The 15,446-nt window shown below is 66.6% G+C and carries 10 protein-coding genes and 1 pseudogene; 10 read left to right on the forward strand and 1 reads right to left on the reverse strand.

Features of this window, described 5'->3' with window-relative positions; translation table 11 throughout:
* Nucleotides 1–99: 99 nt before the first annotated feature.
* Both hflK and SLW52_RS03135 read left to right on the forward strand, forming a co-directional pair.
* Complete coding sequence (gene hflK, locus SLW52_RS03130; protein ID WP_267099014.1) at nucleotides 100–1,242, forward strand: FtsH protease activity modulator HflK; 1,143 nt, start codon at nucleotides 100–102, stop codon at nucleotides 1,240–1,242.
* Nucleotides 1,239–2,105 carry a protease modulator HflC gene (locus tag SLW52_RS03135; protein WP_026144397.1) on the forward strand — a complete coding sequence of 289 codons (867 nt, stop codon included), beginning with the start codon at nucleotides 1,239–1,241 and terminating at the stop codon, nucleotides 2,103–2,105. The genes hflK and SLW52_RS03135 overlap by 4 nt, the downstream gene beginning before the upstream one ends.
* Before the next feature lie 232 nt (nucleotides 2,106–2,337).
* Here the strand turns inward: SLW52_RS03135 and SLW52_RS03140 are convergent, their stop codons facing one another.
* Complete coding sequence (locus SLW52_RS03140) at nucleotides 2,338–3,453, reverse strand: acyltransferase (RefSeq protein WP_295937321.1); 1,116 nt, start codon at nucleotides 3,451–3,453, stop codon at nucleotides 2,338–2,340.
* Nucleotides 3,454–3,872: 419 nt separating this feature from the next.
* Here SLW52_RS03140 and SLW52_RS03145 point away from each other — a divergent pair, with 419 nt between their 5' ends.
* From SLW52_RS03145 to SLW52_RS03180, 8 genes and pseudogenes are all read left to right on the forward strand, one after another.
* Nucleotides 3,873–5,165 (forward strand): adenylosuccinate synthase, encoded by a 1,293-nt coding sequence (locus SLW52_RS03145; protein ID WP_026144396.1) that lies wholly within the window; start codon nucleotides 3,873–3,875, stop codon nucleotides 5,163–5,165.
* Between the two features lie 310 nt (nucleotides 5,166–5,475).
* A complete protein-coding gene (locus SLW52_RS03150; RefSeq protein WP_320739444.1) occupies nucleotides 5,476–6,711 on the forward strand; it encodes a hypothetical protein in 1,236 nt (411 codons plus the stop codon).
* Nucleotides 6,712–7,103: 392 nt separating this feature from the next.
* Entirely contained in the window at nucleotides 7,104–9,236 is a 2,133-nt protein-coding gene (locus SLW52_RS03155) for a diguanylate cyclase (protein WP_284467662.1), read from the forward strand.
* A 98-nt stretch (nucleotides 9,237–9,334) separates the two neighbouring features.
* The gene (locus tag SLW52_RS03160) at nucleotides 9,335–10,006 is read left to right on the forward strand and encodes a transcriptional regulator (RefSeq protein WP_284467661.1); all 672 of its coding nucleotides are present in this window, start codon (nucleotides 9,335–9,337) and stop codon (nucleotides 10,004–10,006) included.
* A complete protein-coding gene (locus SLW52_RS03165) occupies nucleotides 9,990–10,337 on the forward strand; it encodes a hypothetical protein (protein WP_226980573.1) in 348 nt (115 codons plus the stop codon). The genes SLW52_RS03160 and SLW52_RS03165 overlap by 17 nt, the downstream gene beginning before the upstream one ends.
* A 416-nt stretch (nucleotides 10,338–10,753) precedes the next feature.
* Nucleotides 10,754–11,315 (forward strand): annotated as a pseudogene (locus SLW52_RS03170) (hypothetical protein); the annotation flags it as partial.
* Nucleotides 11,316–11,715: 400 nt separating this feature from the next.
* The gene (locus SLW52_RS03175) at nucleotides 11,716–14,445 is read left to right on the forward strand and encodes an ATP-binding protein (RefSeq protein ID WP_284467660.1); all 2,730 of its coding nucleotides are present in this window, start codon (nucleotides 11,716–11,718) and stop codon (nucleotides 14,443–14,445) included.
* Nucleotides 14,445–15,434, forward strand: coding sequence for a hypothetical protein (locus SLW52_RS03180; protein ID WP_320739443.1), 990 nt, complete (start codon nucleotides 14,445–14,447; stop codon nucleotides 15,432–15,434). Before SLW52_RS03175 ends, SLW52_RS03180 begins: the two co-directional genes overlap by 1 nt.
* Nucleotides 15,435–15,446 lie beyond the last annotated feature (12 nt).

Below are 15,446 nucleotides of genomic sequence, written 5' to 3' on the forward strand. Positions count from 1 at the left end.
TCGAAACGGCGGGTCTGCCCCATCTTGTAGAATCGGCGACTCATTATCCGGTGACCGGCGCGTGACCGACGCGTCGCCACCTTCCTTCTTGGAGCATGCATGGCCTGGAACACACCTGGCGGCAAGGGCGGAGACGGCCCCGACAATCACGGGCGCGGTCCCTGGCCGCCGCGTGGCGGCAATGGGGGAGGCAGGTGGGGCGGGTTGCCGGGTCCGTTGAAGGACCTGTTCGGCGATGGCGGCGGCATCGGCCGCTGGATCCTGGGTGCTGTGGTGCTGGTGCTGCTGTTCAGCAGCTTCCAGTTGATCGGCGAGCAGCAGCGCGGCGTGGTGCTGCGTTTCGGCCAGTTCTCGCGGATCCTGCAGCCTGGCCCGAACTTCAAGCTGCCGTGGCCGATCGAGACCGTGCGCAAGGTCGATGCCACCCGCATCAAGACCTTCGACAGCCAGCTGCCGGTGCTGACCGGCGACGAGAACATCGTCAACGTCTCGCTCAATGTGCAGTACCGGGTCGAGGACCCGCGCACCTACGTGTTCGGCGCGCGCAACGCCGACCTGGTGCTGGAGCAGGCCGCGCAGAGCGCGGTGCGCGAACAGATCGGCCGCTCGGATCTCAACACGGTGCTCAACAACCGTGGGCCGATGGCCGTGGCCGCGCGCGAGCGCCTGCAGGCCGCGCTGAAGGCCTATCACACCGGCCTGATCGTGACCGGCCTGACCCTGCCCGACGCGCGTCCGCCGGAGGAAGTGAAATCGGCCTTCGACGAGGTCAACGGCGCCCAGCAGGTCAAGGAGCGGCTGATCAACGAGGCCCAGGCCTACGCCGCCAAGGTGGTGCCGGAGGCGCGTGGCCAGGCCGCACGCACCCGCACCGTCGCCGAAGGCTACAAGGAAGCGGCGATTGCCCGCGCGCAGGGCGACGCCGAGCGCTTCACCCTGCTGCAGCAGCAGTACCAGAACGCGCCGGAGGTCACCCGCAAGCGGCTGTGGCTGGAGACGATCCAGCAGGTGCTGGCGGAGAACCGCAAGGTCATCGGCGGCGACGGCCGCCAACTGATCTACGTGCCGATGCCGGCCGACAGCAAGGCGCCGGCCGCGGCGCCGCCGCCGGCGCCGACCACCTCGCTGCCGACGGTGCCGCAGGACGTGTTGATGCCGGCGTTGAACAGCAGTTCGGCCGAGAGTGTCCGCAACCCGGAGCGCACGCCGCGCCCGACCGGCCGTGAGGAGATCCAGCGATGAAACTGTCATTGTGGGCGGGCATTGCCGTCGTCGCGCTGTTCGCGCTGCTCAGCTCGGTGTTCGTGGTGCCCGAGGACAAGGCGGCGATGGTGCTGAACCTGGGCCGCGTGGTGCGTGCCGATCTCAAGCCGGGCCTGCACTTCAAGGTGCCGCTGGTGGAATCGGTGCGCATGTTCGACCGCCGCTTCCAGGTGATCGACACCAACCCGGCGCGCTACTTCACCGCCGAGCAGAAGGACGTCAGCGTCAGCTTCTTCGCCATCGGCTACATCTCCGACGTGCGCGCCTTCTACCGTGCCACCACCGGCGGCGACGAGAAGGTGGCCAACAGCCTGCTGGCGCCGATCATCACCGACTCGCTGCGCAACCAGATCAACTCGCGCACCCTGCAGCAGCTGGTGTCCGGCGACCGCAGCGAACTGATCGCCAAGCAGCTGGTGGCGATCAACGCGGCCAGCAAGACCCTGGGCATGCAGATCGTCGACCTGCGCATCAAGCAGATCGACCTGCCGACCGACAGCCAGGTGATCACCGACGTGTACGAACGCATGCGCGCGCAGCGCAAGCAGGAAGCAGCCAAGCTGCGCGCCGAAGGCGAGGAGCAGGCACTGACCATCCGCGCCCAGGCCGACCGCGAAAGCACGGTGCTGGTCGCCGAGGCCGAGCGCGACGCGCAGAAGCTGCGCGGCGAAGGCGATGCCGAGGCCGCCAGCGTGTACGGCAAGGCCGGCTCCGCCGACCCGTCGTTCTACGCCTTCTACCGTAGCCTGGAGGCCTACCGCGGCGCCATGGCCGACGGCAACGGCGTGATCGTGCTCGACAAGAACGATCCGTTCCTGCAGTACCTCAAGAGCGATCGCTGAGGGGCGGGATTGGGGAGTCGCTAGAGCGGATCCCCGGTCCTTCATGACCCTGCAGGAGCGGCTTCATTTGCGACTCTGTTCCGGTAATGCGGTTGTCGCGATTCCAACTGTTGCCATCACTGTCCAGAGGCTGCCTAATCTGGCTGGCGCCATTCATGATGTCATCGCCGCTGCGTGTCTCGCGACGAGGGGGCAGGGCTTGAGTTGTTCGCAGCCGCAGCCCATCTCCCCATCAGCGCTCCGCGGCCCGCAATGACGCCGGATCCACCGGTCGTCGTTGCGGCCCCAGGCGTTTGCCCAGCGCGATGCACGGAACCTCGATGAGCCGGTACGTCAGCCAGGCCAGCGGCAGTGCCACCGCGAGCGTGGCGAGTGCGCATGTCGCATAGGCCAGTGCCGGGACGGAAGTCGCCTGGCGAACGTGGCCGAACAGCGGCCCCAGGATCGCGATGACCGCGGGGTGGCCCAGATAGAGCGAATAGCTGATCTTGCCGAGAGACGTGCTGATCGGGTTGACGACGAAGCGGGGGGCGCACTGCGACATGCCCAGCAACAGGAGCGCGTACATCAGGCCGCAGGCGATCCAGCCGATCGCGGGCGCGATGGCCCAGGACAGCAAGGCCACCGTGGCGGCCAGGCCAAGCAGTCCGGCCACGCCCAAGGCGATGCCCCAGCGCCACGCGCGCTCCCCTTCGAGTGCCGTCAGTCGTTCATAGGCGAAGAAGGCGCATAGACCGAAGGCGAAGACCGGCGCATGTCGCAGCAGACCGTAATCGCCGGTCCAGACCTTGGCCTGTTCGCCCAGCAGTCCGAACGACGCAAGCATTGCCACGCCCGTGAGTGCCGCCGCCAGCAGCAACGCGCCAGGCAAGCCACGTATGGCGCCCAGCAGTAGTGGGAACAGCGCATAGAACAACATTTCCACGCCGATGGCCCAGCTTGCCCAGACGATGCCCTGCTGCCATCCCTGGACGAGGTTGAAGGTGAAAGACACATTGGCCGCCACTTCGGCGGCTGCATGGCCGACGTGCGCACCGCGGCCGTCGCGATATAGGGAAAACGCGAGCCAGCAGTAGAACAACGGCGCAATGCGGAAGAAGCGATGGAGGTAGAAGCTGCGTATTGGCTTCCCCGTGGCCGTGTGCCGCGGCATGGTGTAGCACAGGGAAAACGCGCTGATCACGAAGAACAGGGCCACCCCGGTGCCGCCGGCGGCAAGTATCGGCGTCAGGACCGGTCCGGCGGACACCGCCGGGGAGGGCATGGCCATGACGTGGAACAGCACGACATACAGAGCGGCAAGGCCACGCAGTGCATCGAGAAAGGCCAGGCGATCGGTCGTGTGCATGTCATGGATGGCGTTTGAGCATCCGACACCATAGACGCGCGCGGAGCCCGGCTCAATCGATGCTGGTCTGCCGCCGGGGGGATGGTGTTGCCGTGCTGTCATCGTCGGCGAGGTGGTCCATGCCCGTGCCGAACGCGCGTGCCGACGGCCGCGGCCGAGCCGTATCCAGCTGGTCAGCGCGGCGCGGCTGAACGCGGCAGGGGAAGGGGTGGTGACCGCCACCCAAAACCCGGATAATGCACAAAAGCCGGCCGGGCCCGCTCCACGCGAGCGTCTCGACCGGCTTTTTCCGTGCATGGGTCCGCCGCCGCCTGGACGCTCCCCGATGGAGCAACCGCATCGGCGCCGGTCGGTCCCCGCACGGCCACCACATCCGCGTGGCCCCGACGGTCGCGCAGCAAACCAGGAGTTACCCAGCCATGGGTCAGTCAGTTGTCGTGCTCGGCGCCCAGTGGGGCGATGAAGGCAAAGGCAAGATCGTCGATCTGCTCACCGAGGAAATCGGTGCCGTCGTGCGTTTCCAGGGCGGCCACAATGCCGGCCACACCCTCGTCATCAACGGCAAGAAGACCGTCCTGCACCTGATCCCGTCCGGCATCCTGCGCGACGATGCGCTGTGCCTGATCGGCAACGGCGTGGTGATCTCCCCGGCCGCGCTGCGCAAGGAAATCGAAGAGCTGGAGACCTCCGGCGTGGAAGTGCGGTCGCGCCTGAAGATCTCGCCGGCCGCGCCGCTGATCATGCCGTACCACATCGCCCTGGATCAGGCCCGCGAGAAGGCCGCCGGCGGCAAGGCCATCGGCACCACCGGCCGCGGCATCGGCCCGGCCTACGAAGACAAGGTGGCGCGCCGCGGCATCCGCGTCGCCGACCTGCATTACCCGCCGCAGCTGGAAGAGCTGCTGCGCACCGCGCTGGACTACCACAACTTCGTGCTGACCAAGTACCTGGGCGTGGAAGCGGTCGACTTCCAGAAGACCTTCGACGAAGCGCTGGCCTTCGGCGAGTACGTGCAGCCGATGAAGTCCGACGTCGCCGGCATCCTTCACGACCTGCGCAAGCAGGGCAAGCGCGTGCTGTTCGAAGGCGCGCAGGGCGCGCTGCTGGACATCGACCACGGCACCTATCCCTACGTCACCAGCTCCAATACCACCGTCGGCGGCGCACTGGCCGGCACCGGCGTGGGCGCGCAGGACATCGACTACGTGCTGGGCATCGCCAAGGCCTACGCCACCCGCGTCGGCGGCGGCCCGTTCCCGACCGAACTGGACGACGAGATCGGCCAGGGCATCCGCGACCGCGGCGCCGAGTACGGCGCCTCCACCGGCCGTCCGCGCCGCTGCGGCTGGATGGACATCGTCGCGCTGAAGCGCGCGGTGGCCATCAACGGCATCTCCGGCCTGTGCATCACCAAGCTCGACGTGCTCGACGGCATGGAGAAGCTGAAGGTGTGCATCGCCTACGAATACCGCGGCAAGCGCACCGAATACGCGCCGCTGGACGCGCAGGGCTGGGAAGAGTGCACCCCGGTGTACCTGGAGTTCCCGGGCTGGAGCGAGAACACCCACGGCATCACCGTGTGGGACGAACTGCCGCCCGCCGCCCGCGCCTACCTGCGTGCGCTGGAAGAACTGGCCGGCTGCCCGATCTCGATCGTCTCCACCGGTCCGGACCGCGAGCACACCATGGTGCTGCAGGATCCGTTCGCCTGAGGCGGGCAGCACGCGACTCCTTCTCCCGCATGCGGGAGAAGGACGTGCCGAGTCTCCAGAGAGCCCCGCGACAGCGGGGCTTTTTGTTTCATGCCGCACACGGACACGCGCAATGCAGTGCGCCGTGCATGCACGTGGGAGGGACAGCTGACCGAGCAGCGTGCGCGCGCTTTCTGGGTGCTCGATGCAATCGGAGTTGCCGGAGTGCCGTTGCGGACACTGCAGTCCGCGTCCATCTGCGGCTGCCGCAAAGCTGCGCTAGCATTCCGCGCGGCGCCCGCATGCCGCCACTCGACAAGGACGACCGCCGATGTTCGCTGTACTGTTCGACACGCTGTTCCGCCGCACGCCCAGCCCCGACGCCTTCGCCAGGCTGTACACCGATGCCCTGCGCGCGCGGGGCTATCGCGAGGAGCTGGTCTATCAGCCCGACGCGTTCCGACTGGTCGGCGGCAATGGCTACACCATCTATCTGCACAACGCCTATCAGGCCTACAGGGCCGCGACGCGCAAAGGCCGCGCCGAGGCATTGCGCGCCTATGTGACGTCCTCGCTCAACGCGCAGGAAGAGAGTGGCCGGGAAAAGACATTCGACGAGGTGCGCGCGACGCTGATGCCGGTGATCCGCAATCGCGGCATGTTCGAGGAGCTGCGGCTGGAGCACCTGCTGGAGAAAGGCCTCGATGCGCCATTCCCGTATGCATGGCGCGACATCGCCGAGGATTGCGTCGAGCTGCTGGCGCTGGATCTGCCGGATACGATCTCCACGCTGTTCCAGGGGCCGCGCGCGGCATGGGGGATCACCCTGGACGAAGGCCTGGCCATCGCCCGCGACAATCTGCGCGACGCGACCGCCGACCATTTCGTCGAAGTCGCACCCGGGGTGTTCCGCGGCGCATGGCAGGATGCCTACGACACCAGCCGCGCGTTGCTGCCCGACGTGCTGTATCGCGTTCCGGTGGCGGGCAATCCGCTGTTCATGCTGCCGGCGCGCGACTGCCTGCTGGTGGTGGGCGATCGCGACGCCGCCGCCATCGGCGCGATGCTGGAACTGAGCGTGGAAGCAGCCGCGCAGGGCCGCAACGTCTCCGCGCTGGTGTTCACTTACGACGAGGCACGCCGCATGGTGCCGTTCGCGCTGGCGTTGCCCGAGCACCGCCAGCGCCAGGCGGACCTGCGCCGGCTGCTGGACGCGCCTGCCTATGCCGATCAGAAGGCGGCGCTGGACAAGCTCCACGACGCGACCGACCAGGACATCTTCGTCGCATCGTTCAGCGTCTACCAGGAGCGCGACGACGGCGCGCGGCAGTTTTCGCTCTGCACCTGGACCAAGGGCGTCGATACGTTGTTGCCCAGAGCCGACCGGATCGCCCTGGTCGTCCCGCGCGACGACGCGGAGGAGGACGCGGTCGTCCTGGTGTCCTGGGACGAGGCTGTTGCCGCGTTTGGCGACATGATGGAGCCCCAGCCGCCGCTGTATCCGCCGCGTTACCGCGTCCAGACGTTTCCCGATGACGCGCAACTCAGGCAGCTGACGCCGCTGTGATGGGACTTGGGGGTTGGAGTTGGGGGATGCATGGATGTGCTGCGTGCTCGGACCCTCACCCCAACCCCTCTCCCGGTGGGAGAGGGGCTAGTTGCGGTCCCACGGGTAAAAGCGCATGCAGGCGTAGCGTGAGTAACGTGGCTTCTTGCATGGGATAGAGCTCAAGAAATTGCCCGTGTGGCCGATGGCCTTGCACGGGTCGGCGTTGTTGCACGCCGGCAACGGCGTGCGTGGGACCAGAGTGCGACGATATCCGCCGCATTCACGGACCCGGCGTGTGCTGCGGCATCTTGGGGAGAACGGCAGTGCGCAGTCGCTTGATCTTGCAGTCGCTCAGGATGCTGCTGTGTGGGAGTGTGCTGGTATCGTCGGCGGTAGCGCACGCGGCCGCGATGCAGCGGTGCGCACCGGCGCAGGCGTTGCCGGCCTGCGTGGCGGCGGTGCGTGCCGCAGACCCGGCGGCCGCGCTGCAGATGGGCATGCCGGCCTGGGACGCCGCGGCCGACAAGCAAGGCTCGATCGCGCTCGGCCTGGAACTGGTCGATGCGGCCGCCGCCGCGGGCCAGCCGAACAGGGTGGTCTCCATCGGCTCGGCGCTGCTCGCCCAGCCGTTGTCGCCGCAACAGCGGGTGCGCCTGTTCACGCAACTCAATGCCGAGATTTGGCGGCCGCGCGACGCGCTCCGCATCGCGCAGCTCGAAGGCGAGATGCGGCGGCTGGAAACGGAACTGCCGCACGATCCCCACATCGCCGAGCTGTGGCGACTGCTGGCCCGCTCCTACTACAAGATGGGTGCGCAGGACGACGCCTTGCGGGTCGCCCGCATCGCATTGTCCAGAGTACGTCGGCATCCGGATCCGGTGGAGTACAAGGCCAACCAGACCGTGTTCCTGGTGTCGGCTCAGCAGGGGCGCATGCCCGATGCCATCGCCGCCCTGCTCGAGGCGGAGCGTGTGGTCAAGGCGCTGGGCAAGCCCGACGACGTCTCCATGCTGCACAACGCCACCGGCGTGTTCATTTATGCCCACGAATGGAAAAAGGCGATCGCCTACGGCCAGCGTGCGCTCGCTGCCTACGATGCGATGCCGTACAAGGACCTGACGCGCGCGGACATACTCAACAACCTGGGCACGGCCTATCAGGGCGCAAACGAACTGCAGCGCGCCGAAGCGATCTACCGGCAGGCGTTGGCGGCGGGACGTGCCGATGGCAAGACGTCGCTGATCGGATTGCTGAACAACCTGGGCAACGTGCTCGCGCTGCAGCATCGCCCGCGCGAGGCGTTGCCCTTGTTGCGCGAAGCGGCCGCGATGCTGGAGGGGGCGGCGCCAGGCGGCGATCATGGCGAGGGAGGCATCGTCTATTCCACGCTCGGCAACGTTCTGGCCGATCTCGGCCAACGCGACGCCGCGGCCGCCGCGTTCGAGCGCGCGCGGCAGATGTTCACGCAGTGGGACAACGTCCCCCGGCGGCTGGAACTGTACCCGCGCATGATCGACAACCTCGACGCACTCGGCCGCGACCGCGAGGCACTTGCTCTTATGCGCGAGTACAAGGAGGTCAACGACAAGGCGGTGAACGTCGAATCCAAGACCCGGATCGCCGAGCTCGAATCGGCGGTGGACCTGGCGCGCAAGAACAGCGAACTGGCCGCACTTGCCCGCACCCGTGCCGCCGAACAGGCGGCGTATGCGCAACTGCAGGCGCGCGCGCAGCGCCAGCGCAGCGTGCTCTACGGCCTGCTGGCCGCGCTGCTGGCGCTGGCCGGCTTTTTCCTGCTCAAGGTGCGCGAAGGCCGCGCGCGTCGGCGCATCAACGCGGAACTGGCGCGCAAGAACGAGGAGATCCAGGCGCAGCACCGCGAACTGGAACAGCTCGCCGCCACCATCCGTCGCCAGAGCGAGGAAGACGCCCTCACCGGCCTGCGCAATCGCCGCTACGTTACCGCCTGGCTACAGGCGCGCGAGGCTGCAGCGACGCCCGAGCGCACGCAGGAACCGCTGCTGATCGCCCTGCTGGACATCGACCACTTCAAACGCGTCAACGACCTGCACGGCCACGAAGGCGGCGACCACGCCCTGATACGACTGGGCGATCTGCTGCGCGAGTGTGCGCGCAGCTCGGACATCATCGCCCGCTGGGGCGGCGAAGAGTTCCTGTGGATCTGCCCCGGTGGCACCCTGGCCGACGCCACGCGTCTGTTCCGCCGCCTGAGCGAGCGCCTGCAGGCCGACCTGCTGGTACGCCCGACCGGCCGCATTGCCCTCACCGTGTCGATGGGCGTCAGCCTGTTCCCTACCCACCCCGGCGGCGACTGGCCGCTGAGCCTGCGCATTGCCGACGCCGCCCTGTACCGCGCCAAGCATGCCGGCCGCGATCGTTGGGTGGGGCTGACGTTGGACGGGGTGGCCACAGATCTCGGCGCCGATGTGCCGTTGGAGACACTGGAGGCGGAGGGGCTGCTGCGGCAGACCGAGGGTGGGGGCGATGGAGTGGTGTTTCTGGTGGGGCAGGGGGTGGTGTGAGTTAGCGCTGGGAGGGATGCAAGATCAAAGCGGATCAAGTGACGAAATTTACCCAAAAAGGGTAAATAAATACCCATAATGGGAAGAAAATTGTCCATGTGGGTAGTAAGCTGCACCGCATGGTCAACAACCTGCTCAATCCCGCGGGCGTAGGCGAGGCGCTGCGCTCTTCCCACGCGCTGACGTCGGGTCTGGCAAATGCTCTGTTCACTCGCACCCAGCAACGCGTGTTGGCCCTGCTGTACGGTCAGCCGCAGCGCAGCTTTGGTGTCGGCGAACTGATCGCCGCTGCCAGCGGCGGCTCCGGCGCCGTGCAGCGCGAACTGGCCAAGCTGGCCGACGTCGGCTTGCTCACGGTACAGCGCATCGGCAACCAGAAGCGCTACCAGGCCAATCCGCACTCGCCCATCCACGACGAACTGCTCGGCATCGTGCAGAAGACCATCGGCCTGGCCGGCCCGCTCGGCGAGGCCTTGCAGCCCATCGCCGCAGACATCGTGGCTGCCTTCGTCTACGGCTCGGTCGCCAAGCGCAGCGACACCGCGCGCAGCGACATCGATCTGATGGTGATCTCCGATACGCTGGGCTATGCCGATCTGATGCGCGCGCTGGATGGCATGCAGGCGCGGCTGGGCCGCCCGGTCAATCCCACGCTGTACACGCGTGCCGATTACGCCAAGCGGCTGCGCGACGAAAACGCATTCCTGCAGCGGGTGCTGCAGCAACCCAAGATCTGGGTGATCGGAGGCATGGATGACCTCGCCACTTGAAAATCTGTCTGGCTCCGGCAAGCAACTCAGCGCCGAACCGACTGACCCCCGCGAATTCGACGGCCTGATCCGCTCTGCCCTGGCCCGCCTGGGCGACGCCAAGAACGCCTCGCTCGCCCTGGAAAGCCGATTCGACCTGGCCTACAACGCAGCGCACGCGCTGTGCCTGGCAGCGCTGCGCGCCAAGAGCTACCGCGCCAACAACCGCTACATCGTGTTCCAGGTGCTGCCGCACACCCTGGGCCTGGGGCCGGAGGTGTGGCGGGTGCTGGACAAAATGCCATCACCAGCGCAACGTTGCCGAGTACGAGGGCGAGCTGGATGTGAGTGAGCGGTTGGTGTTGGATTTGATTGGGGCGTGCGATGCGGTGCGGGTGGCGCTGGGGCGCGAGGGGTAGGGGGCGGAGCAGGTGCGGAAAATCGCTTTGGCCGGATCATCCAAACACAACGCAGTTCATGGAGGAGGCGGTATGGCGCGCTTCGCACGTTGCACGATGGTGGGATGGATGCTGTCCCTGGCTGTACTCGGCAGCGTGCACGCGCGCGCGCATGTCGCGGCGCCGGGAGGCGCGGCGGACGCCATGGCCGGCTTCCCCGTGGTGCCGGCCAGTACGCCGCAGCTGTGGCGGCCGTTCGAGGTGGAGCGGCAATTGGGCGCCGTCTGTGTCGATGGCGACCAGGCGCGCAGCCGTGCGCCTGCGTTGCTGTTGCGCGACGCGTACTGCCGCGGGCCCCGCACCCGCGCACATGGCGCGCGCGCTGCTCGGCATCCAGCCCGACGCGCTCACCATGAGCCAGGACGCGCGCGCCGCAGGCCTGCGCGACGCGATCTATCTGGCGGCGCCAGGGCAGGGGCGCCGCCCGGATTTCACCGTGGTGGTCGGTGACATCACCGTGCGCTCCTTCGAGAGCCCCGACCCGCAAAAGACCGTTTACCTGGTTTGGTCGGTGCGGTGCGGTGCAGGCGACGCCGGCATGGCCTGCAGCGCTGGCACCGGGTACAAAGCCTTCCACGTCGGCGCCGACGGCATCGCACACGGCGTCAGTGCGCAGGTGCTGCCGCGCGATCCTGTGTTGACCGCCGCGGATCTCGCGCGGCAAGAGAAACACGGAGGCAGCGATCTGTTCCTGTTGTCGAACAAGCTGCTCTACGTCGCGACACTGCGCTGGCTGATGGAGTGCGACCCAGACCGGCCGTTGGCCAGGAGCGACCCTAGGCGCGGACAGCTACGCCCACTTCGGCTTCGTGCGCTGGACCGGCGAACGCGTCGAGCGCGTCGAGCGCGTTACCCGCGCGCAGTGGCCGTGCGAGCCGATGCCGTCGGACGAGGCCGCGCGTCTGCAGCCGCCGGATGTGGCTGAGGACCGCTTCGTGGGGGTGTCGCCATCAGCACAACCCCGCATCTTCAGGCGTTCCTCGCCCGCGGCTTGGCGTCGCGCGAGCGTGCCCGCCAATCAGGCGGCTATGTCGCCGCAAAGGACGTGCTGGCCGAACTGGAGTCCCGGTTGGACGCCACGTGCCTACGTCATGCCAAGGCGAAGTCCAATCGCGAGCGGTGAACGCCAACGATTGCCAAGATAGGGATCATACTATGATCCTGCAGAGAACCTGCGCTTGAGGATCGGCCACTCGAAATGGCTACCTTTGCGTAGGTGAGTTGCTAATAGATCACTAAGTTTGTATTGGCAAATCGCTTAAAAGGGAATGTATGCTGGGCTTGGTGCTACGAGAAGAGTTCCGGGGCAAACGCCTCAAGGGCACAGCCATCGAGCTGTCCAACGACCAGAACACAGGTGCGACCCAGATCGCTGCCAAGCAGTTCTTGAATATCACCTATCCCACGCACGATCTGCTGAAAGGTATAGAAGCCGTCGGCCCTAATCAGGGGCGCCCAGTTGTCGTGATCGGCGAACGAGGTCTCGGCAAATCGCATTTGATGGCCGCGCTCTTTCACGCCGTCACCGATCCCTCATCGACGGGCGCGTGGCTCACTGCGTGGGCAACTATCCTTGCCGACCCCGGCGTCGGCAAAATTGCGTTGCGCAATGGGATGCACGTCATCGGCGAAAGTCTGCACCGCCACCGGTACAAGTTTCTGTGGGATGTACTGTTTGAGAACCATCCTCACGGCACCTTCATCAAGGGTAAGTGGGAAGGCCAGGGCGCGTCCAAGACCGAAATCCCATCCGACAAGCTCATCATCGAACTGCTAGAGAACAAGCCGACGATGCTGCTGTTGGACGAGTTCCAGACGTGGTATGACGGTTTGACCAACACCAAACAGTATCCGTGGAAGCACTGGGCGTTCAACTTCATCCAGATTCTTTCGGAGATTGCCAAAGAACGCCCCGACCTGCTGGTGCTGGTGATCTCGGTGCGCAACGGCGGCAGCGACGCCTACCAGCAGGTGCATCGCGTCAACCCGGTCGCCATCGACTTCAAGGCAGGCGGCAGCGCCGAGCGCATCCAGCTGGATCGCCGCCGGATGCTGTTGCACCGCCTGTTCGACAACCGCCTGCAGATCGCCAGCGGCACCATCGAATCGCTGGTCGCGCAGCACGTCGCCGAATCCTTCCGCCTGCTCGACGTGCCGTCCGCCGAGCAGGAACGCAAGCGCCGGGAGTTCACCGAATCGTGGCCCTACGCGCCGCACCTGCTGCGCCTGCTCGAAGAACAGGTACTCATCGCCACCGACGCGCAGGAAACGCGCGACCTGATCCGCATCCTCGCCAACCTCTACAAGAGCCGTGGCGAGGCCGTGCCCGTGCTCACCGCCGCCGACTTCCGGCTGGACGACGACACCTCGGGCATCGGCGCGTTGCTTGAAGCCGTCGCCAACCAGCACCACCGCACGCTGCGCGAGAAGGCCCAGCAGAACATCATCTCGGTGCAGGAGGCGCGGCACGACCACGCCAGCGTCGCACCACACCTGCAGGAAATCATCGGCGCACTGTGGCTGCGCTCGATTGCCGTGGGAAACCTCGCCGGAGCCGATCCCGCCACGCTGCAACTGGACATCACCCGTGACAAGCCGGTGGACGACAATGCCTTCCAGGTCGAGCTGGCAACCATCGTCGAGAACAGCTTCAACATCCATCAGGACGGCACCAAACTGCTGTTCCGCGAGGAAGAGAATCCTCGCGCCAAGCTCATGGCCTACGCGCGCAACGACAAGCTGTTCGGCGACGGCGCGGATCAGGCGCAGCTCGCCAAGCAGGTGCGCTACGTCATCGGCGGCAGCGACGAGGTCGCCAAGACCTTCCGCGTGATCGCACTGCCCAAGTCGTGGGTCAACGATCCGTGGACGGCGCTTGATGAAGCCGAGCAGCCCGACAAATGGGATGACCGTCTGCCCATCCTCGTACTGCCGGAGGAAGCCGACAAGCTTGACGCCACGCTGGGGCGTTGGCTCAAAGACCAGTTGCAGAAGCGCCGCAACACCGTGCGATTCCTGCTGCCGCGCGCGGGCAGTACCAACTCCTTCATGGATCGCGACCTGCTCATCCTTGCCCGCGCCGAAATGAAGGCGCAGGAATGGGGCGGCCAGAACCCCGAATACAAGAAGCTGCACAAGGAATTCGAGAACACCCTGCGCGACAACCTCAAGAAGCGCTTCGACCGTTTCGCCGTGCTGCAACGCTGGAATTTCGCCGACCCCGCGCAGTGCAAATTCAGTGTCGAGCGTCTCGACAAGCAGGGCTCGCAGATTCCCGAAGCCATCGAGGAGGCGCTGACCGGCGACCTGTTCGTGCCGGAGGACTTCGAGGATCTGGTGCTCGAATATGCCAGCAACAACGAATCGGTCGGCAAGCTGCTGCGCGAGCTGCAGGAGCCGCGTCCGGCCGGGCAGGACTGCATCCCTTGGCTGGGCGAAACGGCGATGAAGGAACGCCTGCTGCGTTTGTGCGCCAAGGGCAAGGTCGCCATCAACGTGCGTGGCATGGAGTACCTGCAAACGAACCCGGGTGAGGACGAGGACACCGCGTGGCGGCGTCTGCGCCCCAAGCTCTCGCTCACGGGCCGCCACCTCGACGACGTGTTCGTGATGCTGCCATCGGCTGTGCCCGCAACGGGTGGCTCAACGCCGCCTGCGCCGTCCCCGGGTGGTACGCCATCCGGTGGTGGCGCGACCCCCACGCCGGGCGTGCCCGACCCCACACCCGGTGGCTCGCCCGCTCCCACGCCAGGGCCCACGCCGGGCGGCATCTTCGGCGGCGACGGCGGCACCACCAAGCCGCGCACGGCTCTGTCGAACCCCGCCACGTCGCCGCTCAACCTGATCGGCAAGATCGAAGGCTGGGGAATTGGCCCGGCCACCAAGGTCGCGGAGGTGTCCATCAAGGTGTCCGCCGCCACCGGCGCGCAGCTCAAGGAACTGCTCAAGAAGCTCCCCGAAGGGATGACCTTCGAGCTGAATCTTGAAAAGGAGGACGACTGATGGCCCTGACTGCCAGCGCCTTGCAGGCTCTGACCCAAAGCTCCGACGCCGATGCTTGGCGCGTCATCGTCGATCAGGCTGTCGAGATCGCCAGAAAGGCGCTGGCCGCAGGCAATGCGCCAAGCGAGATCGTCCGGCGCGACCGCGAGATCGGCGCACTGGATCTTTTCCTCTCCTCCAGCGGCTGGGACTTGTGGCAAGCCTTCGGCGACAGCGTGGAGCGCACCTCAGATCGCCTGACGCGTTGGTGGGCCGAGCCCTTCAGCGCCAAGGCGGTGCTGATTCTCGACGGCCTTTCCCTGCGCGAACTGCCGTGGCTGTTGCAGGGCGCGAAGGAGCGCGGCTTCACCACGCGTGAGGTCGCTGCCTGTGCCTCCGAGCTGCCCGGCGAAACCGATGAATTTGCCCGCGCGCTCGGCTTCGCCAGCCGCAGCAAACTCCAGAACAACGGTGGCGGTCTCGCGCACAAGCTGCAAGCCGCGAACACCGAAACCGTGGACTTGCCGTGGAAGGACTGCCAAGCCCTGATCGGCAGGGCGCCGAACCAAATCTTCTGGCACCACTGGCCCGACGCCAAGCTGCACGACGGCTCCGGCGCAGGCCAGGGGCTGGAGCCGCTGACCAAGGACGTGGCCGAGCAGTTGTCCAGTGATGACTTCTGGGCCTTCGTCGAGCGCCTCGCCACCGGGCGGCGGCTGGTCATCACTTCCGATCACGGCTACGCGGCCACTGGCTACTTCCCCGATGCCGATGGCGAGGTCGGCCAGTTCCTCAAGCAGACGTTTGGAAGCTCGCGCAGCAAGACAGGGACCGGCGACACCGGCCCCTTCGTGCCGCCGGTGGCATTGCAGATCAACAGCCCTCACGGCGCGCACCTGCTGGCTCTTGGCCGCAGGAAGTGGCGCAGCCAGGGCGGCTACCCGACGCTCACGCATGGCGGCTTGTCGCTGCTGGAAGTGTTGTCGCCCTTCGTCGAGCTGACCAAGTAAGGATTGCGGCTG

Source organism: Xanthomonas sp. LF02-5 (assembly GCF_034105325.1).
GTDB classification, from domain to species: domain Bacteria; phylum Pseudomonadota; class Gammaproteobacteria; order Xanthomonadales; family Xanthomonadaceae; genus Xanthomonas_A; species Xanthomonas_A sontii.

Coding starts and splice junctions, on each gene's coding strand:
- hflK (WP_267099014.1), top strand. CDS start 100: ATGGCCTGGAACACACCTGGCGGCAAGGGCGGAGACGGCCCCGACAAT.
- SLW52_RS03135 (WP_026144397.1), top strand. CDS start 1,239: ATGAAACTGTCATTGTGGGCGGGCATTGCCGTCGTCGCGCTGTTCGCG.
- SLW52_RS03140 (WP_295937321.1), bottom strand. CDS start 3,453: ATGCACACGACCGATCGCCTGGCCTTTCTCGATGCACTGCGTGGCCTT.
- SLW52_RS03145 (WP_026144396.1), top strand. CDS start 3,873: ATGGGTCAGTCAGTTGTCGTGCTCGGCGCCCAGTGGGGCGATGAAGGC.
- SLW52_RS03150 (WP_320739444.1), top strand. CDS start 5,476: ATGTTCGCTGTACTGTTCGACACGCTGTTCCGCCGCACGCCCAGCCCC.
- SLW52_RS03155 (WP_284467662.1), top strand. CDS start 7,104: ATGCAGCGGTGCGCACCGGCGCAGGCGTTGCCGGCCTGCGTGGCGGCG.
- SLW52_RS03165 (WP_226980573.1), top strand. CDS start 9,990: ATGACCTCGCCACTTGAAAATCTGTCTGGCTCCGGCAAGCAACTCAGC.
- SLW52_RS03175 (WP_284467660.1), top strand. CDS start 11,716: ATGCTGGGCTTGGTGCTACGAGAAGAGTTCCGGGGCAAACGCCTCAAG.
- SLW52_RS03180 (WP_320739443.1), top strand. CDS start 14,445: ATGGCCCTGACTGCCAGCGCCTTGCAGGCTCTGACCCAAAGCTCCGAC.